Here is a 23,383-nt window from a genome sequence, read left to right on the forward strand (position 1 = left end):
TAGACATAATGTGGATAGATAAACTGTACGCCAGCCAACGACTGGCCTGGTTCGGATAAGCATGAGCAACAAGACACCCCCGGTAAGCCGCAGTAAACCGCTGAAACGGCCCACTCAGGCCCGCGCACGCTTCACCGTGCAGGCGATATTCGATACCTATGTTCGGATTTGGCAGCGCGATGGCTGGGACAACCTGACCACCCGGGCCGTGGCGCTGGAAGCCGGCGTGGCCATCGGCACGCTGTATGACTACTTCCCGAGCAAGGAAGCGTTGCACTCAGCCTATGTGCGCCACTGCATCGAGACGCTGATCCAGGCGGTGGAGCAACAGGTGGTGCAACCGGCTGAGCTGGGCTGGCAACAGCGGATACGCCTGTTGATTCAGTTGCTCAGCGGTATGCATGAACTGTCCTGGTTCCATCCGGATATGCTGGCGCTGGAGCCCCGGGTCGCCGAGCAGAAACACCAGCAGCGCGCCTGCGCCGAGTTTCTCGCCATGTGGCGCCGGGTGTTCGACGCCTGTACCGATCTGCCACAGCAGCCCGCCGACAGCCTGGTCGAAGCCCTGCATCTGGCGGTGTGGGGTGGCCGCCGCTATGCCATGCAGTTGCGGCTGGACGAGATGCAGATGCGAACCTGGGCCGGAGAAATGGAGGCCATCTGCATCGCGCGACTCGCCCAGGAGCAAGCAAGTCAGAATTCCAACTGCTGCTGAATGCCCTGGCTCCGTTCCCTGGCATTGAGCGGCTCGCCTCGGGTGGCATCGTAGGTCAGTCGACCTTGATATAGACGAGCCGGGCTCGTGTATGGATGCTCATCGCAGTGCTGTTCGTCCTGGATATGCATGACCCGGGTGCCGCCCACCATCAGTACATCGGATACCAGCGAACGGTGACAGCGCCACCAGAGCACTTCCGCGCACATCATGCTGGTCCGGCGGCGTACCGCCAACTGCTGCAGTCGCTCCAGGCCGATGGCAAATTCGCGGCTGGCGGTATGGTCCGCGTAACCGCGGAACGATGCATTGCGCCAGGCCACGTTGACCGAATCGGCCGCGGCCCGTCGCCGGCCACCCAGTTCGGTGATCAGTTGATAGTCGATACCCGCCTCGTTCAGGCTGGCGCGCAGGGCCTCCTGGCCGAACTGCGGCAGGCGGCGGGAACCGGGGAAGCGCCGGACATCGGCGATGGCTTCGATCCGGTAGTGGTGGAGCAGGGCGATGAACTCTTCGATTGAGCGGGTCGAGTGGCCGATAGTCCAGATGGTCTCTGCCTGGGCCATGTCACTTGATCCTGGTCAGGGCATCTTCTCGGTGCATGGCGATGTGATCGGTCTTGTCGCTCTTGATCTCGTACTGCGGTGAGTCTTCGCTCGCTCTGCGCGGATGGCCCTTGTAGGTGGTGTCCGAGGTATGCACTCTGATGATGGTGCCGCTGACCCGCCCAGCCTCGGAATTCCAGCTGACGTGATCATCGATCTTGAACTTCTGACTCATGATCTCTCCCTCAATAGCCTGTTACTTCTGTGACCAGCGGCAGAAAGGAAGGTTTGTGCGGAATTGTCGGCATCTGGCAGGCTGTCGGTGAAAAAGCTACTCTTGGTCCGTTGTCATCCAATCCACACAGCACACCGGAGGTACCGATATGGAGACGCAAGAATTGCACCGTGGACGGCTGATTGACCATGTCCAACTGGTCGTCCGGGATCTGTCCGCTGCGCAGGGGTTCTACACCGCCATTGCCGATGTATTGAATATCCCCATCGGCGGCAGTGGCGATGGTTTTTTCTGGATCGATGAGCTGGTGGTGTCGGCAACCGACTCCGAGGCGGCGCTGGGCGAATTGACCGGCCGTCAACATCTGGCCTTCCAGGCGCAGGACCGTGCCATGGTCGACGCCGTTTACCGTGCTGCACTGGCCAATGGTGGGCGGGACAATGGGGCGCCGGGGTTACGCCCTTATCATCCCAACTATTACGCAGCGTTCATGCTGGACCCTGACGGTAACAATATCGAAGCGGTTTACCATGGGGAGGCCCGACGCAGTGCGCCCTCGGTGCACATCACCTTTGATGCCGAATAGAGCCGAGCCAAGGCCATGCTGGTAACCGTCTCCCGCTACAGCTTCCCTTACGAAGCCCATATCGCCCGCGCGCGGCTGGAGACGGAAGGTATTCCCGCCTTCGTCGCCGATGAGCACACCATCAATATGCAATGGCTGTATTCCAATGCGCTGGGCGGCGTGCGGCTGCAGGTGCCGGAGCCGTATGCGCAGGCCGCCCAGGCGATCCTGGCGGAAGATCGTGAGCCGGACCTGATCGAGCAGCAGGGGGAAGAGACGAAGGTCTGCCCGCACTGTGGTAGCACCAACACGGAATACCACCAGATCGGACGGCGCTGGGCCTTTCTCGTCTTCATCGGTATCCACTTTCCGCTGTTCCCGGTGCAGGACGGGATCAAATGCCGGGATTGCGGCAAAATATCAGCGCAGTCCGATCTGTAATATATTGATTGCTCACATTTCTCTGCGGCAAGGATCTGCGTTGTGCCCACCCCGTCACGCTGGTTGCTGATCGTATTACCTGTTCTGCTGCTGGCCGTATGGCTCGGCTGGCGCCACTGGCAGGGGCCTGAAGTATCCGGCTATCGGCTGGAAATGCGACCGCTGGTGCAACGGGTGGTGGCCAGTGGCGAGGTGGACAGTCAGTCGTTGGCCCAGGTGGGCAGCGAGATAACCGGTGTGGTGAAAGCGCGGCATGTGCGCGAGGGCGACCGCGTTCAGGCTGGGGACCTGCTGCTGGAGCTGCGCGACGACGAGCAGCAGGCGCGGCTGCGGGAAGCCGAAGCCGCCTTGCAGCAACTGGTGAGTTCCCAGCGGCCCCAGGCCCAGGCGGCGCTGCGCGAGGCGCAGAATAATCTGGCCCAGGCCACCCGCGAGCGGGAGCGGCGGGATGAGCTGTTCCAGCGCCAGTTGATCTCCGCCGAGCAGCGCGAACAGGCGCGCCAGGTGGAAATCAGCGTGCGGGTTGCCCGTGATCGTGCACAACTGGCCGCCAGCGCCGCTGCTTCCGGTGGCAGCGATGAGCAGGTATTGCAGCAGCGTCTGGCCGCAGCCCGCGCGGCGCTGGAGCGCACGCAGATTCGTGCGCAGGTGGATGGCGTGGTGCAGGTGCGCGACGTCGAGCCGGGTGATCTGGTGCAGCCCGGCAGCACCTTGCTGCAGGTTGCCCGAACCGACAGCCGCGAAATCATCGTCCCGCTGGATGAAAAGGATCTGGGGCCGGTCGCTGTCGGCCAGCCGGCGGTAATCATCGCCGATGCGTTTCCCCTTGAGACGCTGGCAGGGGAGGTCAGCTTTATCGCACCGGCCATCGATACCAATCGCGGCACCATCGATATTCACCTGGATCTGCAGCGGCCAGCGGACTTTCTGCGTCAGGGCATGACGGTCTCGGTGGATATCCGTACCGGGAATCGCGACCAGGCGTTGGTGGTGCCCAACGATGCGCTGTTCAGTCGCCAGGGCCAAGAGGCCGAAGTATTGCGCTGGACCGCTGATCGGCAGGTGGAGCGGGTGCCGGTGCAGCTTGGCCTGCGCGGCACCGGCCTGACCGAAATTACCGAGGGGCTGAGCGCGGGTGATGTCGTGCTGGCGGACCAGGCGGCGGAAGGGAAGCGGATACGGGTACGTATTGAGCCGATGCTGGTCGGCGACCGGGAGTAACGAGGATGCGACCGTTGCTGGCCAGCGCCTGGACCGAGTGGCTGATCGCGCTGCGCTTTCTGCTGGATAATCGCATGCAGACCCTGCTGATCCTGTTCGGCATTACCGTGGGCTCGGCGGTGATTGTATTCATCACCGCACTGATTACCGGGCTGCAGGAGAATGTGATCGAGCGCACCCTGGGTACCCAGGCGCACATCCGCATTCTGCCGCTGGATGAGTTCAACCGCCTTGCTCCGCTGCCGGATGATGCCGTATCGCTGGTGCTGGAAAGCCCGCGGGCCCAGCGCCTGCGCTCGATCAGCAACTGGCAGGATGTGGTGGCGGTGCTGGATCAACATCCGCGGCTGCCGGCGGTGTCGCCGGTGGTCAGCGGCCCGGCATTGGCGCTCAGCGGCGTGGCCCGCGCCTCGGTGGCGCTGATCGGTATGGATCCGGAGCGCTATGAGCGCATCATTCCGGTCAGCGATGACCTGATTGCCGGGGCATTTCGCGTGGGCGCAGGCCATGCGGTGATTGGTAGCGAGCTGGCCGGGGATCTCGGGCTGGATGTCGGCGACAAGTTGCGACTGGATGGCGGCGACGGCCGGGAAGCGGTGGTCGATATCGCCGGCATTTTCGAACTCGGCGTGCGTGAGCTGGATGCGCGCTATGTGTATCTCGACCTGAAACAGGCCCAGACCCTGCTCGCGCTGCCGGGGGGAGTGACGGTGATCGATACCCGGGTGGATGAAATCTTTGCCGCCGATGAACTGGCCAGGCGCATCGAACGGCTGACCGGATTGCAGGCCGAAAGCTGGATGCAGACCAACGGCCAACTGCTCAATGCGCTGACGTCCCAGAGCATGACGACCGAGATGATCCGCGTGTTCGTCGGCATTTCCGTGGCCTTTGGTATTGCCAGTGTGCTGGCGGTCAGCGTGGTGCAGCGGACCCGGGAAATCGGCATTCTACGCGCAATGGGCAGCCCGCGAGGGCAGATTCTGCGGGTGTTTCTGCTGCAGGGCGGATTACTCGGGCTGATCGGTTCCGGCATCGGTGGTGCGGTGGGTTGGGGGCTGGTGCAGATATTCAATATCTTCGGGCCGGGGTTGTTCTGGGTGCCAGTGGAGCCGGCGCTGGTGCCGGTGGCAATGCTGATCGCCACCCTGGCCGGCGTGTTGGCGGCAGCGGTGCCGGCCCGCCGTGCCGCCCGTTATGATCCGGCGGTGGCGATCCGTTATGTCTGATGAAGTGTTGTGTCTGCAGGGTATCGGCAAGACTTTCAACCAGGGTACGCCGCTGGAAAGCACCGTGTTGCGGGATATCGACCTGCGACTGGGTCGCGGCGAGTTGACGGCGCTGATCGGCCCGTCCGGCTCAGGCAAGAGCACCTTGCTCAATCTCATCGGCTTGCTGGACGTGCCCAGCGCCGGGGAGCTCTACCTGCAGGGCCGGCCAACCCGCGATAGCGATGACACAACCCGCACCCACCTGCGCAACCAGGCGTTGGGTTTTGTGTTCCAGTTCCACCATCTGATTTCCGCCTTCAGCGTGCTGGAAAACGTGCTCATGCCGTTGATCATCCGCAGTGGCCGCCCTTCGGCAGACGCCGTTGAACTGGCGCGCAGCCTGTTGCGTGAGGTTGGCTTGGAGGACCTGGCCGACAAGAAACCGACCGAGATTTCCGGTGGTCAGCAACAGCGGGTGGCAATTGCCCGCGCGTTGATTACCCGTCCGCCATTGCTGCTGGCCGATGAGCCCACCGGCAACCTGGATAGCAAGACCGCCGCCAGCGTGTTCGAACTGTTCCGGCGGATCAACGAGCAATTCGGCTGCTCGATTCTGGTCGTCACCCATGACCCCCGTCTGGCCGCCAGCTGCCCGCGTACCGTGCAACTGGTCGATGGCCGCATCGTCAGCGATGAATTGAGCAAATCATCCTCCGGCTAAAATAAAAACTTGATTGTTATAATATAACGAATAATACTTCCGCTCCTTCGCGGCCTGTAGTGGGTCGGTTCGTTCGATAGGGGAGGGATAATGGAAAAATCAGGTTACTGGTGGCTTGGCGCGGTTGCGTTGGCTGGACTGTCGGCGCCAGCGTCGGCGGCGGATGAAGCGGCAGCATTGCCGGATACAGTTGTGCGGGCGTCCGCCCTGAACAGTCAGGTGGGGGAAATGAGTTCGGCCAGCGTCGTACTGCAGGGCGAAGAGCTGACCCGGGGCCGGTCGGCAACCCTGGGCGATACGCTGTCCAGTCAGCCGGGCATTCATTCCAGTGGTTTCGGCCCGGGCGTGGGGCGGCCAGTGATTCGCGGCCTGGAAGGCAGCCGGGTCAAGGTGCTGAGTGATGGAGTAGACGTGCTGGATGCGTCCACCAGCAGCCCGGACCACGCCATTACCAGTGAGATGCAGTTGCTGGAACAGATCGAAGTGATCAAGGGACCGGCCACGCTGATGTACGGTGGCGGTGCGATCGGTGGGGTGGTCAACCTGATCGACCGCCGCGTGCCAACCTATGTGCCGGAGCGCGGTGTGGAAGCGGACCTGGAATTGCGCGGCAACACGGTGGCGGATGAGCGCGCCGGTGCCTTCGGCATCACCGCTGGTGCCGGCCAGTTTGCCGTGCGGCTGGAAGGCAGCAAGTTGGAAGCCGATCCTTATGACATTCCCGGCACGCCTTCCAAACAGGAAGGCGCATTCAACGAGTCCGATTCCGCCGGGCTGGGCCTGAGCTGGATTGGTGAGCGCGGTTACCTCGGTCTGGCCTACAGCGAGCAGAACCGCGAATACGGTCTGCTTGCCCATGAACATGCCGATTGCCATACCCACGGCCCCGATTGGCACTGCGGCGGTCATGACCACGATCATGATCACGGGCATGAGCATGGCGCTGCCTATATCGACATGCAGCAGCAACGCTGGGACCTGCGCGGCGAGTACCAGGAGCCCTTCGCCGGCTTCGACCGGGTGCGCCTGCGTATGGCCCATACCGATTACAGCCACCGGGAAATGGAAGGCAGCGAGGTGGGCACCCGCTTCGAGAATCAGGGTAGCGAAGCGCGTCTGGAGCTGACCCACAAGCCCGTCGCCGGCTGGCGCGGCGTGCTGGGTGGGCAGACCTCCCGACGTGATTTCTCCGCCCTGGGTGAAGAGGCCTACGTGCCCGCCACCCTTACCGCCAACCATGCGCTGTTCCTGGTAGAGGAGCTGGAATTGGGCAACTGGCGCTATGAATGGGGTCTGCGTCACGAGTGGCAGAATATCGACGTGAAACGCAGTGCCCGTGATGCATCCCACCGGGGCACCTCCGTCTCGGCCGGCGCCACCTGGCGCTTCGTGCCGGAATATGCCCTGTTCGCCAATCTGTCCCGCTCGCAGCGGCTGCCCACCGCCGAGGAGCTGTATGCCATGGGGCCGCATGCCGCGACCCGTACGGTGGAACTGGGTAACGCCAACCTGCAGGAAGAAACCGGTTACAACATGGAGATCGGCCTGCGTAAGCTCAGCGGCAGACTGACCTACAGCCTGAGCGCCTTCCGCAATCAGGTGGATGACTTCATCTACGCCGCCGATGCGGGCTACGATCCGGGTGGCGATTATCGGGTAGTCGAGTACCAGCAGAACGATGCGGTGCTGCAGGGGCTGGAAGGCAGCTTCGGTATCCAGGCCACCGAGAGTCTGCAGCTGACCTTGTTTGGCGATACCGTGCGCGGCAAGCTGCGTGACGGTGGCGGCAACCTGCCGCGTATTCCCGCCGACCGCTATGGACTGCGGCTGGAGCAGCGGCTGACCAGCCACATGGATGCGCAGCTGGAAGGTTATCGGGTGCGTCGCCAGGGTGATACTGCGGCCTATGAAACCGACACTGCCGCCTACACCATGCTCATGGCCGGGCTGAGTTATCACGGCTACAGCCAGAACGGCATGAACTACCTGTTGTATGCGCGGGCCAACAACCTGCTGGATGAGAAGGCGCGCCAACACACCTCCTTCATCAAGGATGAAGTGCTGTTGCCGGGACGTAATCTGACCGTAGGTATGCGCCTCAGCTTCTGATATTGATTGAGCGACGTGCTCCGGGCTGCAACACTGACACCAGTGTTTTCAGCCCGGAGTCATGCCATGTATAAGCTCTGCTTCTTTGTCCCTGAATCCCATCTCGAGCCGGTCAAGGCGGCGGTTTTTGCCGCCGGGGGCGGGCGTATCGGCGATTATGAGCATTGCTGCTGGCAGGTGCTGGGGCAGGGGCAGTTCCGACCAGGGCCGGGCGCCGATCCCTTTATCGGCAAAGCCGGTGAGCTGGAGCAGGTGCCTGAGTATCGGGTGGAGCTGGTATGCGCGGACGAGCTGATCGTGGCCGCCGTAGCGGCGCTCAAGCAAGCTCACCCCTATGAAGAGCCGGCCTATGATGTGTGGCAGTTGGCGGATATCTGACTTGCCGGCATAAAAAAGCCGCGCCCCGGATGGGACGCGGCCTGGTTTCGGCCGAGATTATTGCTTGATGCCGAACGGCTGGGGCCGCGGTGTGTCGTTGGTCGACGGCGGTAGTATCGGCATGGTGAAGGTCGGCTGATCACCGGTCAGTGTCTTCAGGAAGGCGACCACGTTGTCGATTTCCTGTTCATCCAGCTTACGACCCAACTGCAGGCGAGCCATGACGTCCGTGGCCTCTTCCAGGGTCCAATAGGCCCCGTCATGGAAGTAGGGGTAGGTCAACTCGACGTTACGCAGTGTCGGCACCTTGAAGGTGAAACGGTCCGCATCCTTGCCGGTGACCGCCGCACGGCCTTCCGCCGGATTGGAGGTCTGGTAGGGTTCGACCACGCCCATGCGCTGGAAGGACGTGCCGCCCGCAGCCGGGCCGTTGTGACAGGCTACGCAACCGATGGACTTGAAGGTGTTGTAGCCGGCCAATTCCTGTTCGGTGATGGCCTTGTCGTCACCCTTGAGCCATTGGTCGAAGCGCGAGTTGGGCGTGACCAGGGTTTCCTCGAATACCGCGATGGCGTCGGTGATATTGTCGATGGTCACATCGGCGCTGCCGTAGACCTTGGCGAATTCCTCCCGATACTGCGGAATGGAGTTGATCACATCCACTGCCAGCACATGGCTGGAGGCCATTTCCATTGGGTTGGCGATGGGTCCACCGGCCTGCTCCTGCAGGTTGGCGGCACGGCCATCCCAGAATTGCGCCACGCTCAGGCTGGAATTCAGCACGGTCGGCGAGTTGATCGGGCCTTGCTGCCAGTTGTGGCCAATGGACGTCGGCAGGTTGTCACTGCCGCCGGTACTCAGGTTGTGACACGAGTTGCAGGAGATGAAGCCGGACATGGACAGGCGCGGATCGAACCACAGCTTCTTGCCCAGCTCGACCTTCTCCGGTTCGGTAATGGTGGCGGGCTCGATGGGTTTGATCAGTTCAGTGCTCAGTCGGTCGGCATGCGCCTGCATGCTGAAACCGAACCCGGTGGCGATGGCGATAGTGAGTAGCTTCTTCACGGATAATGCTCCTTGATGCGTAGCACGACAGGCATGGTTCTGCGGCCATGCTCTTGATGTGGCTAGTGTCGCTGAGAGGAGCGTGAAGGGTGTTGATCTGTATCAAGGTCTTATTTCAACGAGGGTGCCGTCTGGGGCCAGCTCCCAGAGTTCCCGCATGCTGCGATTGTCCAGCGCGATGCAGCCATTGGTCCAGTCGAGCCCGGTGAAGAACCACTCGGGGTACTCCTCATCCACCGGTGTGCCGTGAATCATGATCATGCTGCCGGGGTCCACGCCGCGCTTCCAGGCTTCGGCGCGATCCTTGAGGTTGGGGTAGTCCAGATGCAGGCTGAGGTTGTAGCTGGGGCTGTGGTGACGCCAATCGATGCTGTAGATGCCTTCCGGAGTGCGGTTATCGCCGCGTTCCTGTTTATGACCGACCGGCTGTTTGCCCAGCGCGATCCGATAATGCCGTATCACCTGGCCGTCACTGATCACTTCCAGTCGGCGTTCCTGTTTATGGATCAGCAGTTTCTCGATGATCACGGTATCCGCCAGACAGCTACCGGCGAGCAAACCGAGCAGCAGCGCCGCGCACCAGCGACTCATGGATTGACGCCGTCGGCTAGACGCTGGGGCCAGACGATATCGCGCATGCGCACCGGGAACTCCTGGGTCGGGTAATCGAGGAAATACTGTTTCAGCGTTTTACCGATGGTCGGAAACGCCAACTGCTCCCAGGGAATTTCCGCCTCGCTGAACAGTCGGACTTCCAGGCTCTCTTCTCCGGCGGAGAAATCCATGTCGGCCAACTGGCCGCGGAAAAACATGTAGACCTGGTTGATGTGGGGCAGGTTGAACAGCATATACAGTTGCTGCTGCGCCACCCTGGCGCGTGCTTCTTCCCAGGTTTCCCGCAGCGCGGCCTGTTCGGTGGTCTCGCCGTTCTCCATGAAACCCGCCGGCAGCGTCCAGAAGCCATGGCGTGGTTCGATGGCGCGCCGACATAGCAATACATGTCGCTCATGGGTGACCAGGCAGCCAGCGACGATGCGTGGATTCTGATAATGAATGACCTGGCAATGCCCGCAGACGTAGCGTGGGCGGGTGTCTCCCTGCGGGATGGCTTCGCTGACGGCGTGGCCGCAATGGCAGCAGAATTTCATGTTCCGGCGACTCCCGGCTGAACAGTTTGATAGCTATCTTGCTGCGCAATTGCCGAAGGGTAAAGAGGCGCAGCCGCTTCAATGTGACGGCTATGGGATACTATTCAGGTATCGGCGGGGCGCTGGCCCGGTAATGATGATCATGACATGATGGGTAAAAACAACGAGGTAGGTTGCATGCTGGACAAAGTGCGCGAGCGGGTCCCGGAATATCGCCCGCGATTGGTTGAGGCTGCCGGTTTGCCGGAAGCCGGTGTACTGGTGCCGGTGACATGCGTGGATAACGAGCCGGAGATCATTCTCACCCTGCGCTCCAACAGCCTTTCAACCCATTCGGGCGAGGTCGCCCTGCCGGGCGGCCGCCGTGATCCGGGGGATGTGGACCTGGCCTATACCGCGCTGCGTGAAGCCCATGAGGAAATCGGCCTGCTGCCGGATCTGGTCGAGGTGGTCGGGCCGCTGGGCAGCCTGGTGTCGCGTTTCGGCATCAAGGTCACCCCCTACGTCGGCATCGTGCCGGACGTGTTCGATCTGCGGCCCAACGAGAGTGAAATCCAGGAAGTCTTCCGCGTGCCGGTCAGTTTCTTCCTCGGCGACAACCGCGAAATGACCCACCGCATCGATTACGAAGGGCGTAGCTGGTATGTACCCAGCTACCGTTATGAAGGTTTCAAGATCTGGGGGCTGACGGCGCTGATTCTGGTGGAGCTGATGAATGTGGCGTTCGACGCCCGCATCCCGCTGCGCACCCCTTCCAAAGACGCAATTCCGATCAAGGAGCAGTAATGAAATATCGACTGGGCGATGACCGGGTGGAAATGGCCGATGATGCCTGGATCGCCGATACGGCGGTGGTGATTGGCAAGGTGCGTCTGGAGGCAGGCGCCAGCGTCTGGTTCAACGCTGTGCTGCGGGGCGACAACGAGCTGATCCTGATCGGCGAGAACAGCAATGTGCAGGACGGGGCGGTGATGCATACCGATCCCGGTGCGCCGCTGACCCTGGGCAAGGGCGTTACCGTTGGCCACAAGGCGATGCTGCACGGCTGCACCGTAGGTGATTACAGCCTGATCGGCATCAATGCCGTGGTGCTCAATGGCGCCAAGATCGGCCGCAATTGCATCATCGGTGCCAACGCGCTGATTCCCGAGGGCAAGGAGATTCCCGATGGTTCGCTGGTCATGGGCTCACCGGGCAAGGTGGTGCGCCAGTTGAGCGAGCAACAGCAGCAGGCGATCGCCGCGGGCGGCGCCCACTATGTGCACAATGCCCAGCGCTTCCGCCGTGATCTGCAGCCGCAGGATGACTGATGAGCGCTGAGCAACAACCGGTCAGGTCCCCCTGCGTGTACGTCTGCTGTCTGGATGACAATGACATCTGCACCGGCTGCCAGCGCAGCGGGGCGGAAATCACCGAGTGGGGACGTGCCACTGATGAACGGCGCCGGGAAATCCTGCGTCTGTGTGAACGCCGGGCCCGCGAGCAGGGCGTCTGGATGAATATTGGAACTGTGAAAGGATAATCGGCATGCCCCGCATAGGAACACCACTGACCGGGAGTGCTACCCGTGTACTGCTGCTTGGCTCCGGCGAGCTGGGCAAGGAAGTGACCATCGAACTGCAGCGCCTGGGCTGCGAAGTCATTGCCGTTGATCGCTACGCCAATGCTCCGGCCATGCAGGTGGCGCACCGCAGCCACGTGATCAACATGCTGGATGCCGCCGCGCTGCGTCAGGTCATCGAGCTGGAGCGGCCGGCTTATATCGTGCCGGAGATCGAGGCCATTGCCACCGCGGCGTTGGTCGAACTGGAAACGGAAGGGTACACCGTCATCCCCACGGCCCGTGCCGCACGGCTGACCATGGACCGGGAGGGCATTCGCCGGCTGGCCAGTGAAGAACTGAAGCTACCGACCTCACCCTATCGCTTTGCCGAGGGTCATGCGGATTATCTGGCGGCGGTCCGCGAGATCGGTCTGCCCTGCGTGGTCAAGCCGGTGATGAGCTCCTCGGGCAAGGGCCAGAGTCTGCTGCGCAGTGAACAGGATATCGAGGCGGCTTGGGAATATGCCCAGTCTGGCGGCCGCGCCGGAGTGGGGCGGGTCATTGTCGAGGGTTTCGTCGATTTCGATTACGAGATCACTTTGCTGACGGTGCGGCATGCTGCTGGCACCAGCTTCTGCGCGCCCATAGGCCATCGCCAGGAAGGGGGTGACTATCGTGAATCCTGGCAGCCGCAGCAAATGAGCGAGCAGGCGCTGGCACAGGCTCAGCAGGTGGCGCGCAGCATCACCGATGCGCTGGGCGGTCGCGGTGTGTTCGGTGTTGAGCTGTTTATCAAGGGTGACCAGGTGTGGTTCAACGAGGTGTCGCCGCGCCCACACGACACCGGCCTGGTAACGCTGATCTCCCAGGACCTGTCGGAATTTGCCCTGCATGCCCGCGCCATTCTCGGACTGCCGATTCCACAGATCCGTCAGTTCGGCCCTTCGGCCTCGGCGGTGATCATGGCTGAAGGCTGCTCCGAGTCAGTCGGCTATGCCAATCTGCAGCAAGCGCTCAGTGAACCGGACACCCAGTTGCGACTATTCGGCAAGCCCGGGGTGGACGGATTGCGGCGGATGGGTGTGGCGCTGGCGCGGGATACGGATATCGAACTGGCGCGGGCCCGGGCCCGCCGCTCGGCGGAGGCGGTGCAGGTCGAGCTATAGATAGAAGCTGTATAGATAGAGGCTGCACTTTTCATCTGGGGGCAGCCTTGGCCGCGAACGGGCTCTCGCCGTCTTGAGCACGGCCGGAGTCTCTGATTATCAAGCCTCCGGCGTTTCCCGCGGACGCGGCTGCACCTGCCAGATGCGCACGCTCTTGACCATGTTGTCCTTGGTCTGCAGGATTTCCATGCGGTATTGACCAACGCTCAGGCCCACGCTGTTTTCCGGGATGCTCTCCAGGCGCTCGGTGATCAGGCCGTTGAGCGTCTTGGGGCCATCCTCGGGCAACTTCCACAGCAATTGGCGGTTGATCGCCCGCAGGGCCACGCTGCCGTCGATGACATGACTGCCGTCCGCCTGGGGGTGGATATCATGGTTCGCGGGCAGCAGATCGGTGGTGAACTCGCCGACGATCTCTTCGAGAATATCTTCCAGTGTCACCAGTCCGATCACATCACCATACTCATCCACCACAAAGCCGATGCGTCGCTTGTGCTTCTGAAAGTTCAGCAGCTGGGTGTGCAGCGGAGTGTTTTCCGGAATGAAGTACGGGTCCTTGCAGCAGGCGATCAGGTTTTCCTTGGTCAACTCATTGCGGCTGAGCAGGCGGGCTATGTGACGCATGTGCACCAGGCCGGTGACGTTGTTGATGTCGCCGCGAAATACCGGTAGTCGGGTATGGTGACTGGTGCGCAGCTGGTCAAGGATCAGCGGCATCTCATCGTCCAGATCGATGCCATAGGCCTCGTTGCGCGGCACCATGATGTCATTGACCGTCATCTTCTCCAGATCGAGGATGCTCAGCAGCATGTTCTGGCGCTTGCGGGTGATGCCCAGGCTGGCCTCGTTCACCACGGTGCGCAGTTCCTCGGCGCTGAGCTGGCCGCCATCGCTGCTGTTCGGGTTGACTCCCATCAGCCGCAGCAAGGCATTGCTTATCGAGCTGCATAGCCAGACCACCGGGTAGAGCACCCGTTGCAGCATCTGGAGGATGATACTGACGCGAAAGGCGATCATCTCTGGGTGCAATGCCGCCAGGGTTTTAGGCGTTATTTCGCCAAAAATGAGGATGACAATCGTCAGGGCAATGGTGGAAATGGCGATGCCGGCATCGCCCCATAACCGTACCGCGACCACGCTGGCGATAGAGGCTGCAAGAATGTTGACGATATTGTTGCCAACCAGAATGGTGCCCAGCAGGCGGTCGGGGCGGCTGAGCAGTTTCTCGGCCCGCTGGGCTGAGCGATTGCCCTTCTTGCTGACGTGTTTGAGGCGGTAGCGGTTGAGGCTCATCATGCCCGTTTCCGAGCTGGAGAAGAACGCCGAGAGGACGATGAGCACAGCCAGTATCAGTAGGAGAGCACCGATATTTGTATCATTCACGGGCAGCCCCGGTACGGTTGGTGAGTGTTGCCATCACATCGGCAGAATGAATTCGCTGACCAGTTTGCTGCCGAAGAACGCCAGCATCAGCAACAGGAAACCGCCCAGCGTCCAGCGGATCGCGAAGCTGCCGCGCCAGCCGCGAAAATGTCTGCCCCATAGCAAAATGCCGAACACCACCCAGGCCAGGCAGGACAACAGGGTCTTGTGCGCCACGTTCTGGGCAAACATGTTGTCGAGGAACACGAAGCCGGACAGCAGCGACAGGGTGAGCAGCACCTCGCCACAGAGCACGAACTGGAATAATAGCGCTTCCATGGTCTGCAGCGGCGGGAAGGTGCGGTTGAAACGCACCGGATTACGATGCTTGAGCTGGTTGTCCTGAACGGCCAGCAAGCCGGCCTGGAAGACGGCGATGGTGAAAATGCCATAGGCCAGGATCGACAGCATGACGTGGATCATCAACGCCGAATGGCCAGGAATGACCGCTGCGCCATGGGACGGAAACAGCCAGGCCAGCAGGTCGGTGATCAGCGCCAGCGGGAAGAGTCCGATCAACAGGCTGGTGACCGGTGCGCGCAGGCTGAATATCAGGGTGACCGCCAGTACCAGCCAGGCGATTAACGAGGATACATGGAAGAAGCCGAACGACAAGCCATTGCCGGTGAAGATCTGGACATAGAGACCGCCCGCGTGGCACAGCAGGGCGACCAGGCCAATACCGCGCAGCAAACCGGGGCTGGCACTGCGCCGCCGCATCAGGCAACGAATCTGGTAAAGCGTACCGCCAAGATAGAAAGCAGCGGCAAGCAGGCTGAATATCGGTGCTGTCATACGTCCTTGAAAATGCCTATCAATTAGAAGTGGAGTGTCGCACAAGCCGCGTTGAGGATAAAGCGCTTGCTGCATCCATACCAACCCCAATGTATACTGGCCGGCCAGTACGCCTCAACCCGTCACGGGGTACGCGGGGCAAAGGAGAATTCATCGATGTTTGAAAATCTTACCGAACGCCTCTCGGCGAGTCTGGCGGGGGTCACCGGCCGCGCCAAGCTGACCGAGGACAATATCAAGGACACCTTGCGCGAAGTACGCATGGCGCTGCTTGAGGCTGACGTCGCCCTGCCGGTGGTCAAGACCTTCGTGGACCAGGTGCGTGACCGTGCCGTGGGCCAGGAGGTGTCCCGCAGCCTGTCACCGGGACAGGTGTTCGTCAAGATCATCAAGACCGAGCTGGAAGCGGTCATGGGCCAGGCCGAAGGGCTGAACCTGGCGGTATCGCCGCCAGCGGTCATTCTGATGGCGGGCCTGCAAGGTGCCGGTAAGACTACCAGTGTCGCCAAGCTGGCCAAGACTCTGCGCGAACGCCAGAAGAAGAAGGTCATGGTGGTCAGTGCCGACGTTTACCGTCCGGCCGCCATCAAGCAGCTCGAGACACTGGCCACGGAAGTGGATGTCACCTTCTTCCCGTCGGATCTGAGCCAGAAACCGGTCGCCATTGTCGAAGCGGCCATGCGTGAAGCGAAGAACCGCTTCATGGATGTGCTGATTATCGATACCGCCGGCCGTCTGCATGTCGACGCCGACATGATGGACGAGATCAAGGCGGTACACGCGGCGGCCAAGCCCGCCGAGACGCTGTTCGTGGTGGACGCCATGACCGGCCAGGACGCCGCCAACACGGCCCAGGCGTTCAACGAGGCGCTGCCACTGACCGGGGTGATCCTGACCAAGGTCGACGGTGACGCGCGTGGTGGTGCTGCGCTGTCGGTGCGGCACATTACCGGCAAGCCGATCAAGTTCCTTGGTGTCGGCGAGAAGACCGATGCCCTCGAGCCTTTCCATCCGGACCGGGTCGCCTCGCGCATCCTCGGCATGGGTGACGTGCTCAGCCTGATTGAACAGGCCGAGCAGAAGCTGGACAAGGACAAGGCCGAAAAACTGGCCAAGAAGCTCAAGAAAGGCAAGGGCTTCGATCTGGAAGATTTCCGTGATCAATTGCAACAGATGCGCGGCATGGGCGGGCTGGGTTCGCTGATGGATAAATTGCCGATGATGGGCAAGATCAATCCCGCGCAGATGGAAACCGCCCAGACCCAGGCGGAAAAGCAGTTCAAGCAGATGGAAGCGATCATTAACTCGATGACGCCCGCTGAACGGCGCAACCCCGACATCATCAGCGGCTCGCGCAAGCGCCGCATCGCCGCCGGCTCCGGTAGCCAGATCCAGGATATCGGCCGGGTGATCAAGCAGCACAAGCAGATGCAGAAGATGATGAAGAAGGTCAGCGGCAAAGGCGGCATGGCCAAGCTCATGCGCGGTATGGGTGGCATGGGCGGCGGCGGTGGTGGTGGCATGCTGCCGCCGGGCGGCGGCATGGGCGGAATGCCCCGTTTTTGACGGGTAGATTCGGCCGGGCTCTGGCCCAAAGCCGTGCCAGCCGGCCCGCTAGCGGGTCGGGGCACAAAAGAGTTTCATTTGTTTGCGATATTCCGTAGAATACGCGACCTTTCGGGCTAGATGCTCGTAATGAATTTGTGAGTCTTACTCAAATACAGGAAATGATGTCCACATGGTAACCATTCGTCTTGCTCGTGGTGGCTCCAAGAAGCGCCCTTTCTATCACCTGACTGTTGCCAACAGCCGCAATGCCCGCGATGGCCGCTTTGTTGAGCGCGTTGGTTTCTTCAACCCGGTTGCTGCCGGTGGCGAGCCTCGCCTGTCCGTTAACCAGGAGCGCGTAAGCTACTGGCTGGGTCAGGGCGCACAGCCGTCCGAGCGCGTTGCCTCCCTGCTGAAGGAAGCTCAGGCCTCTGCCTGATATGACACGCCAGCCTGAGCCGGCTGGATCGCCTCTGGTGGTCCTCGGCAAGATCGTATCGGTTCATGGCATACGCGGAGCGGTGAAGGTGTATTCGCACACCGACCCGCTGGACAACGTGCTCGACTACCCCGAGTGGACTCTCCGCAAGGGTAGTGCGCAGCAATCGGTGTCCGTCGTTGCGGGACGTGTTCAAGGGCGCATTCTGGTGGTTCAGCTCAAGGGGCTGGATGACCGGGACAAGGCGCTTGAACTGGTGGATTGGGAAATCTGCGTGCCGCGAGCTGAATTGCCGGCGTTGGAAGACGGCGAGTTTTACTGGCATCAGCTGGAAGGACTGCAGGTAGTGACCCTTGAGGGTCAGCTGCTCGGTCGTATCGACCACCTGCTGGAAACCGGCTCCAACGATGTCATGGTGGTAAAGCCCTGTGCGGGCAGTCTGGATCAGCGCGAACGGCTGTTGCCGTATCTGCCGGATCTGTACGTAAAGCACATCGACCTGGCGGAAGGTGTCATGCAGGTCGATTGGGATCCGGAGTTCTGACCGGTGTGGGCCGGTGTGGTAACCCTGTTTCCCGAGATGTTCACGGCGCTGACCGAGCACGGAGTGACCGGCAGGGCCGTCAAGCGAGGGCAACTGACCGTCGAGTTCAGTAATCCTCGTGAGCATGCCCATGATCGTCATCGCACGGTCGATGACCGGCCCTTTGGCGGTGGTCCGGGCATGTTGATGAAAGTCGAGCCGTTGTTGGAGGCCATTGAGGCCATCCGGCAAAAGGCGCCTTCAAGCCCAAGGGTGATCTATCTGTCGCCCCAGGGTAAGCCGCTGACGCAGCAACGGGCCGAAGAGCTGGCCCAACTGGACAGTCTGGTCCTGCTGTGCGGCCGCTATGAAGGTATCGACGAACGCATTGTCGAGACCTGTGTCGACGAGGAGATTTCCATCGGCGACTACGTACTGTCCGGCGGTGAGCTGGGAGCCATGGTGCTCCTGGATGCGGTAACCCGACTGATTCCCGGCGTGCTTGGGCACGTGGATTCAGCGGCAGAGGATTCCTTTTCGGAAGGGTGGCTGGACTGTCCACACTACACCCGGCCGGAAGAGTTTGCGGGGCAGCGCGTACCGGAGGTGCTGCTCAGTGGTAATCATGCACTGATCCGGCGCTGGCGTCTCAAGCAGTCCTTGGGCAGAACCTGGCAACGACGCCCGGAACTGCTCGCAGAACTGACGTTGAGCAAAGAACAGCAGCAACTGTTGGCGGAATACATCCGCGAACAGGAAACCGATAACCATTGAAGCAAGTCCGGCGGCTTGTAGGAGTTTTAGAAATGTCCAACATCATTGCCCAGCTCGAAGCAGAGCAGATGACCCGTGAAGTTACCCCGTTCGCACCGGGTGACACTGTCATCGTCCAGGTTAAAGTGAAGGAAGGCGATCGTCAGCGTCTGCAGGCCTTCGAAGGCGTGGTTATCGGCAAGCGTAACCGCGGCCTGAACTCCGCTTTCACCGTCCGCAAGATTTCCAGCGGTGTCGGCGTCGAGCGTACCTTCCAGACCTTCTCGCCGATGGTTGACAGCATCACTGTCAAGCGCCGCGGCGACGTGCGCAAGGCCAAGCTGTACTACCTGCGCGCCCTGTCCGGCAAGGCAGCCCGCATCAAGGAAAAACTGTCCTGATCGGACGTTTTACCTGCAAACAGAAAACCGCCTTCGGGCGGTTTTTTGTTATATGCGATGGCTGCCAGGTGCCCGTCACGTTTTCGTGGCAGCCGAGAGGGGAATCATGATTTCCGCTATCAGACCACCCTCTGCCCGAGGCTTGAGGTCGAGCGTGCCGCCAAATCGTGCGGCAATAGCGCGCACAATGGAAATCCCCAGGCCTGCGCCATCCTGGTGCCCACGGCCTTGGTCGCCGCGCCAGAAACGTCGACCCATCTGGGACACCTGCTCGGGGCTCAACCCGGGCCCCTGGTCGGCAACGCTAAGCACGCAGCGCTGGGCGGAGTGGTCGAACGATGCCGTGACCTCAATAGTCGTGCAGTCGGGTGAATAGCGAAGTGCATTGTTCACCAGATTGCGGAGTGCGGTTTCCAGCATCGATCTGGGCATCGGTGTTCCGGTATCGGCGCCCGCCACGCTCAGAGTCAGGCGGCTTCGTTTAGCTTCGCTCACCTGATTGAGCACGCCATGTACCGCCTCCAGCACCGAAGTGCACTCGTCGCCCTTGCTGATAACGGCCTCGGTGCGCGCCAGTGTCATCATCTGATCAAGAATCCGCCGCAGCCGGCGCACCCCTTCCTCGGCACCAGCAAGGGAAGCCTGCGCTTCTTCCTTGTCACTCAGGCGGACGACCTGCAGGTGAGTGTCGATCACGGTCAAGGGCGTGCGCAATTCATGGGCAGCGGCGTCAGTGAAGGCGCGTTGACTTGCCAGCGCCTGGGCCAATCGTCCGAGCAGTCCATTCATCGCGTCCAGAACGGGACGCAGTTCAGTGGGCGATCGGTCGACGACAACTGGCGTAATATCGTCTGTTTTTCTGGCGCGCAATTGTTCGCGCAGGGTCTCCAGCGGAGCCAGGCCACGGCCGATACCAATCCAGAGTGCTGCCAGACCGCCAAGGAAGGCGATCAGGAAGGGCACGCCTGCCGCGCCGAGCAGGTCGTTGATCAGTACGTTCCGCTCATCGATGCGGTCCGCCGTGGTGATCTGATAACCGTTGTCATGCAGGATATAAATCCGCCACTGTTTTCCCTGCATTTCACGGGTACTGTACCCAGTGGGCAGGGTAGCGAAATCCGAGGAGGGGACGCTGCCAGTACTCGCCAGTACCTCGCCCCGCAGCGCTCGGATCTCGCAGGCAATGCCTTCCTTACCGCTGATGCGAACTGCCTCGGTGAAGTTCACCGGAGAGGCCGTGGGGTCTAGGGCCGCGCCTTCAAGCAGGCCCGCCACCATGCGGGCCGACATGGCCAGCCGGCCATCGAGGGTGCGGTCCAGGTTGGCACGCATGCCTTGCATCATCCAGGCTGCAGCGGTGGCCCAGAGCACCATCAGGGCGATGCCTGTAATTAGCACTGCGCGTAGACGCAGGCTCATGGGTTTGGTCTCCAGCCTAACCGGTAGCCCAATCCGCGGGTGGTCTCAATCGCTTTGGCGCCCAGTTTTCGCCGGATATTATGGATATGCACATTAAGCGCGTTGCTATTGACCTCCTCACCAAGGCCGTATAGGCGTTCGCTGAGCGCATCGGGGAGCACCCAGCGGCCATCGGCGGCGGCGAGGTGAATCAACAGATCGACTTCTCGGCGTGACAGAGTGACCGGTTCGCCATGAAGCCAGGCCAGACCGCTGTCGGGTTCCAGTCGAAAAGGTCCGGCTTCAATACTCTGGACAGCTCGGCCCTGGGTGCGTCTGACCAAGGCGTGCAACCGTGCGGCCAGCTCGCGTAGGTCGAATGGTTTGATCAGGTAGTCGTCTGCCCCACCCTGGAGACCAGTGAGCTTGTGTTCAATGGCATCCCGTGCCGAGAGGATGAGTACGGGCAGATCGGGTTCGAATGTCCGCATCCTGGCCATCAGCTCCATGCCGTCGCGATCAGGAAGACCCAGATCGAGCACCAGCGCCTGGAACGTATCATCCAGTTGCGCAGCCTCCGCGGCGGCTGCGGTACCGACGTGGTGCACTGCGATCCCGTGTTTGCACAATCCAGCGACAATGCCCTGCCCAATCAGGTCATCATCCTCCACCAGTAACACCCGCATCTCAGGCCTCCTATATTGCACAGAACGTCATCTTAGGCGAAGACGGCCTGGGGATCAGCCAAACATCTACAGCGTTTCCAGAACAGGGTTTCTGGTTATCGATAGACCGGCATCATTGCTGCCGGGCGACATGTTTGGATTAATAGTTCGTACCAATCGCGCCGAGTTGGCCACCACGCTCAGGCTGCTGCAGAGCATGGCGATGGCAGCGGCTACTGGCGGAATGACGCCACTGACGGCGAAGCCCAGTACACCTACGTTGTAGATAATGGAAAAGGCCAGGTTCTGGCGCACGATACGCAACGTGCGACGCGACTGCTGCCACGCCAGCACCACACCGTCGAGCCCGCCGTTGACAATGACTACGCCGGCACTGGCTACTGCCGGCGCCGAGGCGTCCTGCACGGCAATGCCGCAGTCGGCCGCAGCCAGAGCCAGCGAGTCGTTGGCGCCGTCGCCGACAAACACAACCGGACCGACCGCCGATTCCAGTGCCGTCACCTTGTCTTCCGGCAGACAGCCGGCCAGTACCTGTTCTGGTGGCAGCCCAACCGCTGTACCTACGGCCAGGGCCGTCTCTCGCCGGTCTCCAGTGACCAGACTCGCCGCAAGCCCTGCACGGCTCAACGTCGTAACGGCGTTCGCTGCATCCGCACGTAAACGGTCATGCAGAATCAGTGCACCCACCCACAGGCTGTCGCGGGCAACTTCGATCCGGGTTGTCCCCGGCGGAAGCGATTGTGTGAGGGGCGGCACCTGGATCCCTTGCTGCTGCAGCCAGGCAGCGGCGCCTACCATCGTGGTGGCACCGCTATCAGTATCGTACCAGCGAGTACCTTGACCAAAGCGTTGCGGCGCGCACTCAGGGTGCGCCTCCGGCGATATACCGTCGGCCCGGGCCGCTGCTGCGATGGCACGAGCCATGGGATGGGCGATGCCGACTTCAGCTTGTGCAGCCCAGGTCAGCAGCTGATGACGGCCGGTTCCAAGCGTATCTACCACTTCCAGCGCGCCGGCGGTAAGGGTGCCGGTTTTGTCGAATAGCACGCTGTGAGCACCCGCCAACGCTTCCATGGCGGCCGGGTCACGGAAAAGTACACCCTGACGTGCGGCGGTAGCTGTTGCGGTAGCGAAAGCCAGCGGTAACGCCAGGCCTACGGCGCAGGGGCAGGCAACAACCAGGACCGACAGCGCCCGCAATGCCGCCAGCTCGAAAGCGCCGGTGGCCAGGAAGCCCCAGAGGAAAGCCAGTGCGGCCAGGCAGAGCGCTGCCGGGACAAGCCAGCGGGCAAAGCGCTCGGCTTGCAGCGCGACCTGACTCTTGGTACCGGCCAGCTCGAGCATGCGCAGGCCGACGCGGTCAATGAAGCGTTCGCCATAGGGTAAACTCACCTCTATAACCAGTTGGCAGGAGAGGTTTACGCTGCCGGCTTCGACCGTACTCCCCAACCCGACAGCCGCCGGTAGCGCTTCACCGGTCACCAGCGCGCGATCCAGCTCGCTATCGCCCTCGACAACTTCACCGTCGACACTGATACGCTCACCGGCCCGTACCAGAACGCGCTCGCCGATCTGAATCTCGCTAACGCGTACTTCCTTGCTAGTGCCGTCGGCGCCCAGCCGTGTCGCGGTTTCCGGCACAGCCTGGCGCAGAGCAGCCACAGCTGCCGAGCTCCGGCGGCGGGTGTGCAGTTCGATGAGTCGACCGATCAACAGAAAAGTGACCAGCATGGTAGCGGTGTCGATGTACACTTCCGCCCGCCCTTGCAACAGCTGCCAGAGCGAGAGCGCGCTTGCCGCCAGGACGCCCAGAGAGATCATCGCGTCCATGCCAGGAAGGCCGGCGCGCAGAGTGCGCCAACCCATGCGGTAGAATGGCCAGGCGGCGTAGGTAACCACCGGCAGCGTTGCGGCCACCGCGCCGAATGCTATCCAGAAGCCGGCGGTCGAGGCTGCCACCTGTGGCTCGATATAGAGAATCAGGGAGCCGAGCATGCTCCACATGCCGAAAAACAGAGCCACTGCCAGTCGCAACCAGACCGCCTGCGTCTGCTCATCGATGCGCCGCTCCATTTCGTCCACTTCGATCAGCGGCGCAACCCTGTAGCCGAGCTTGGCTATGCGCTCGACAATGAGTGTTGGGTCGAAGTCGTCGCGGTCCCAGCGCGCCATCGCACTGCCGCCGGCGAAGCTGGTACTGGCGAAGGTCACGCCTGGAGTACGCGCAATGATGCGTTCCACTGTCATTGCACAGCCGGCGCACCACATCCCTTCGATGGAGACAACCAGCCGCCGAGCCCGGCGAACGCTCGCCAGGTCCAATTCCCCCAAGTTTGCCGTTGCTGTCGGGTTCAT

Annotated in this window: 27 protein-coding genes; 17 read left to right on the forward strand and 10 right to left on the reverse strand. The window is 61.6% G+C overall.

The features are described 5' to 3' along the window. Window positions 1–61: 61 nt before the first annotated feature. Complete coding sequence (locus tag BM267_RS12925; RefSeq protein ID WP_074781067.1) at window positions 62–715, forward strand: TetR/AcrR family transcriptional regulator; 654 nt, start codon at window positions 62–64, stop codon at window positions 713–715. On the opposite strand, the gene BM267_RS12930 is transcribed toward BM267_RS12925, so the two are convergent. Next, window positions 694–1,281, reverse strand: a complete 588-nt coding sequence (locus BM267_RS12930; protein ID WP_074781066.1) for a DUF488 domain-containing protein — start codon at window positions 1,279–1,281, stop codon at window positions 694–696. The genes BM267_RS12925 and BM267_RS12930 overlap by 22 nt on opposite strands. A gap of 1 nt (window position 1,282) precedes the next feature. Then, the gene (locus tag BM267_RS12935; RefSeq protein ID WP_074781064.1) at window positions 1,283–1,495 is read right to left on the reverse strand and encodes a hypervirulence associated TUDOR domain-containing protein; all 213 of its coding nucleotides are present in this window, start codon (window positions 1,493–1,495) and stop codon (window positions 1,283–1,285) included. A gap of 148 nt (window positions 1,496–1,643) precedes the next feature. Between BM267_RS12935 and BM267_RS12940 the strand changes: the two genes are divergently transcribed. The 7 genes from BM267_RS12940 to BM267_RS12970 all read left to right on the forward strand — a co-directional run bounded on the left by BM267_RS12940 (window position 1,644) and on the right by BM267_RS12970 (window position 8,141). Then, window positions 1,644–2,081: a VOC family protein gene (locus BM267_RS12940; RefSeq protein WP_074781062.1), complete on the forward strand. Its 438-nt coding sequence runs from the start codon at window positions 1,644–1,646 to the stop codon at window positions 2,079–2,081. Between the two features lie 15 nt (window positions 2,082–2,096). Continuing rightward, window positions 2,097–2,501 (forward strand): putative signal transducing protein, encoded by a 405-nt coding sequence (locus BM267_RS12945; protein ID WP_036991031.1) that lies wholly within the window; start codon window positions 2,097–2,099, stop codon window positions 2,499–2,501. A 42-nt stretch (window positions 2,502–2,543) separates the two neighbouring features. Further along, complete coding sequence (locus BM267_RS12950; protein WP_074781060.1) at window positions 2,544–3,722, forward strand: efflux RND transporter periplasmic adaptor subunit; 1,179 nt, start codon at window positions 2,544–2,546, stop codon at window positions 3,720–3,722. A 5-nt stretch (window positions 3,723–3,727) separates the two neighbouring features. Then, window positions 3,728–4,951 carry an ABC transporter permease gene (locus BM267_RS12955; RefSeq protein ID WP_036991026.1) on the forward strand — a complete coding sequence of 408 codons (1,224 nt, stop codon included), beginning with the start codon at window positions 3,728–3,730 and terminating at the stop codon, window positions 4,949–4,951. Continuing rightward, window positions 4,920–5,654 carry an ABC transporter ATP-binding protein gene (locus BM267_RS12960; protein ID WP_407920285.1) on the forward strand — a complete coding sequence of 245 codons (735 nt, stop codon included), beginning with the start codon at window positions 4,920–4,922 and terminating at the stop codon, window positions 5,652–5,654. Before BM267_RS12955 ends, BM267_RS12960 begins: the two co-directional genes overlap by 32 nt. 90 nt (window positions 5,655–5,744) lie before the next feature. Next, window positions 5,745–7,763 carry a TonB-dependent receptor gene (locus BM267_RS12965; protein ID WP_074781057.1) on the forward strand — a complete coding sequence of 673 codons (2,019 nt, stop codon included), beginning with the start codon at window positions 5,745–5,747 and terminating at the stop codon, window positions 7,761–7,763. Between the two features lie 66 nt (window positions 7,764–7,829). After that, window positions 7,830–8,141 (forward strand): YqfO family protein, encoded by a 312-nt coding sequence (locus tag BM267_RS12970; RefSeq protein WP_036991022.1) that lies wholly within the window; start codon window positions 7,830–7,832, stop codon window positions 8,139–8,141. 57 nt (window positions 8,142–8,198) lie between these two features. Here BM267_RS12970 and BM267_RS12975 read toward each other — a convergent pair whose 3' ends face one another. The 3 genes from BM267_RS12975 to BM267_RS12985 form a co-directional block, all read right to left on the reverse strand. Next, window positions 8,199–9,158: a cytochrome-c peroxidase gene (locus BM267_RS12975; protein ID WP_051611137.1), complete on the reverse strand. Its 960-nt coding sequence runs from the start codon at window positions 9,156–9,158 to the stop codon at window positions 8,199–8,201. 150 nt (window positions 9,159–9,308) lie between these two features. Beyond that, window positions 9,309–9,797: a L,D-transpeptidase family protein gene (locus BM267_RS12980; RefSeq protein ID WP_074781055.1), complete on the reverse strand. Its 489-nt coding sequence runs from the start codon at window positions 9,795–9,797 to the stop codon at window positions 9,309–9,311. After that, window positions 9,794–10,354, reverse strand: a complete 561-nt coding sequence (locus BM267_RS12985; protein ID WP_051611098.1) for an NUDIX hydrolase — start codon at window positions 10,352–10,354, stop codon at window positions 9,794–9,796. The genes BM267_RS12980 and BM267_RS12985 overlap by 4 nt, the downstream gene beginning before the upstream one ends. Before the next feature lie 177 nt (window positions 10,355–10,531). Here BM267_RS12985 and BM267_RS12990 point away from each other — a divergent pair, with 177 nt between their 5' ends. From BM267_RS12990 to purT, 4 genes are read left to right on the forward strand one after another with little or no spacing between them, the layout of a single operon-like run. Next, on the forward strand, window positions 10,532–11,140 hold the full coding sequence (locus tag BM267_RS12990) for an NUDIX hydrolase (protein WP_036991258.1): 609 nt from the start codon (window positions 10,532–10,534) through the stop codon (window positions 11,138–11,140). Continuing rightward, complete coding sequence (locus BM267_RS12995; protein WP_074781053.1) at window positions 11,140–11,664, forward strand: gamma carbonic anhydrase family protein; 525 nt, start codon at window positions 11,140–11,142, stop codon at window positions 11,662–11,664. The genes BM267_RS12990 and BM267_RS12995 overlap by 1 nt, the downstream gene beginning before the upstream one ends. Then, window positions 11,664–11,876, forward strand: coding sequence for a DUF1289 domain-containing protein (locus BM267_RS13000; RefSeq protein WP_074781051.1), 213 nt, complete (start codon window positions 11,664–11,666; stop codon window positions 11,874–11,876). Before BM267_RS12995 ends, BM267_RS13000 begins: the two co-directional genes overlap by 1 nt. Window positions 11,877–11,881: 5 nt before the next feature. Continuing rightward, on the forward strand, window positions 11,882–13,063 hold the full coding sequence (purT, locus tag BM267_RS13005; RefSeq protein ID WP_074781049.1) for a formate-dependent phosphoribosylglycinamide formyltransferase: 1,182 nt from the start codon (window positions 11,882–11,884) through the stop codon (window positions 13,061–13,063). Window positions 13,064–13,162: 99 nt separating this feature from the next. Here purT and BM267_RS13010 read toward each other — a convergent pair whose 3' ends face one another. Next, window positions 13,163–14,446: an HlyC/CorC family transporter gene (locus BM267_RS13010; RefSeq protein ID WP_036991015.1), complete on the reverse strand. Its 1,284-nt coding sequence runs from the start codon at window positions 14,444–14,446 to the stop codon at window positions 13,163–13,165. 33 nt (window positions 14,447–14,479) lie between these two features. Then, complete coding sequence (locus tag BM267_RS13015; RefSeq protein ID WP_036991014.1) at window positions 14,480–15,280, reverse strand: cytochrome C assembly family protein; 801 nt, start codon at window positions 15,278–15,280, stop codon at window positions 14,480–14,482. Between the two features lie 156 nt (window positions 15,281–15,436). On the opposite strand from BM267_RS13015, the gene ffh reads away from it, so the two are divergent. The 5 genes from ffh to rplS all read left to right on the forward strand — a co-directional run bounded on the left by ffh (window position 15,437) and on the right by rplS (window position 18,944). Beyond that, a complete protein-coding gene (gene ffh / locus BM267_RS13020) occupies window positions 15,437–16,846 on the forward strand; it encodes a signal recognition particle protein (protein WP_074781048.1) in 1,410 nt (469 codons plus the stop codon). 172 nt (window positions 16,847–17,018) lie between these two features. After that, entirely contained in the window at window positions 17,019–17,267 is a 249-nt protein-coding gene (gene rpsP, locus BM267_RS13025) for a 30S ribosomal protein S16 (protein ID WP_036991011.1), read from the forward strand. 1 nt (window position 17,268) lies between these two features. Further along, window positions 17,269–17,811, forward strand: coding sequence for a ribosome maturation factor RimM (gene rimM, locus BM267_RS13030; protein ID WP_036991010.1), 543 nt, complete (start codon window positions 17,269–17,271; stop codon window positions 17,809–17,811). 3 nt (window positions 17,812–17,814) lie between these two features. Beyond that, entirely contained in the window at window positions 17,815–18,564 is a 750-nt protein-coding gene (gene trmD / locus BM267_RS13035; protein ID WP_074781046.1) for a tRNA (guanosine(37)-N1)-methyltransferase TrmD, read from the forward strand. 32 nt (window positions 18,565–18,596) lie between these two features. Next, window positions 18,597–18,944 (forward strand): 50S ribosomal protein L19, encoded by a 348-nt coding sequence (gene rplS, locus BM267_RS13040; RefSeq protein WP_036991008.1) that lies wholly within the window; start codon window positions 18,597–18,599, stop codon window positions 18,942–18,944. A 75-nt stretch (window positions 18,945–19,019) separates the two neighbouring features. Here rplS and BM267_RS13045 read toward each other — a convergent pair whose 3' ends face one another. The 3 genes from BM267_RS13045 to BM267_RS13055 all read right to left on the reverse strand — a co-directional run bounded on the left by BM267_RS13045 (window position 19,020) and on the right by BM267_RS13055 (window position 23,383). Next, a complete protein-coding gene (locus BM267_RS13045) occupies window positions 19,020–20,363 on the reverse strand; it encodes an ATP-binding protein (RefSeq protein WP_074781044.1) in 1,344 nt (447 codons plus the stop codon). Further along, complete coding sequence (locus BM267_RS13050) at window positions 20,360–21,028, reverse strand: response regulator (protein ID WP_074781042.1); 669 nt, start codon at window positions 21,026–21,028, stop codon at window positions 20,360–20,362. Before BM267_RS13050 ends, BM267_RS13045 begins: the two co-directional genes overlap by 4 nt. Before the next feature lie 66 nt (window positions 21,029–21,094). Then, a complete protein-coding gene (locus BM267_RS13055) occupies window positions 21,095–23,383 on the reverse strand; it encodes a heavy metal translocating P-type ATPase (protein WP_083392524.1) in 2,289 nt (762 codons plus the stop codon).

Origin of the sequence: Halopseudomonas bauzanensis (genome assembly GCF_900114735.1) — a bacterium.
Classification (GTDB): domain Bacteria; phylum Pseudomonadota; class Gammaproteobacteria; order Pseudomonadales; family Pseudomonadaceae; genus Halopseudomonas; species Halopseudomonas bauzanensis.